The sequence below is a fragment of the Thiorhodococcus minor genome (assembly GCF_010820565.1).
Lineage (GTDB): Bacteria > Pseudomonadota > Gammaproteobacteria > Chromatiales > Chromatiaceae > Thiorhodococcus > Thiorhodococcus minor.
In genome coordinates this window covers 1-589 of the sequence record NZ_JAAIJQ010000330.1, presented here as the reverse complement: position 1 = coordinate 589, position 589 = coordinate 1, and the positions used below count along the sequence as shown (strand labels likewise).

At 61.1% G+C, this 589-nt stretch carries 1 protein-coding gene; it reads right to left on the bottom strand.

Annotated elements, in window-relative coordinates:
• Nucleotides 1-139 (bottom strand): GDP-mannose 4,6-dehydratase (locus G3446_RS27215; protein ID WP_164456753.1); only part of this gene is annotated, 139 nt, incomplete at its 3' end.
• Nucleotides 140-589: the final 450 nt, after the last annotated feature.

Here is a 589-nt window from a genome sequence, read left to right as displayed (position 1 = left end):
TGTGGTCGACGCGCTGGGTGTTGAACAGCGAGGCGCGGCGCTTGATGCCGTGGACCTCGTAGCCCTTCTCGAGCAGGCATTCGGCGAGGTAGCTGCCGTCTTGGCCGGTAATGCCGGTGATGAGGGCGGTTTTTGGCATTGCGCGGCGTCTTCCTTGTCTTAAATCCTTCGGAAAGGCTTCATTGTCAAACTGGACAGGATGAGGTTCGCTTGCAATTGTTAGGGCGGGAAGCCCTGATTGCACGCTGATTGGCTGTCATTGTAGCGTAGTTATACGGACGGGGTCTTTACTGCCGTTGGCGGTTTAGCCCTGCGGCTTGACCGCACGCAAGGCTTCGACTTGGGCCAGTGTGAGCCCGGTTGCTTGGGCGATCTGGGCGTCGCTGAGGGCGCGCCTCGGCCCAGTCGCGTTCTTCTTCATCGGCGCTCATCGCGCGCAGTTTGCCGATGGCTTTTTGCACCGGGGGATGGCTCAAGATGCGCGTTTGAGCTGGGTAAGCCAGGTGTCGCCATCGGGGCTGAGCAGGAGTTGATCGGCGAGCTCTTCGAGCTGCTCGGGATCGCTGATGCGGGCCAGCAGCGGCTGGCT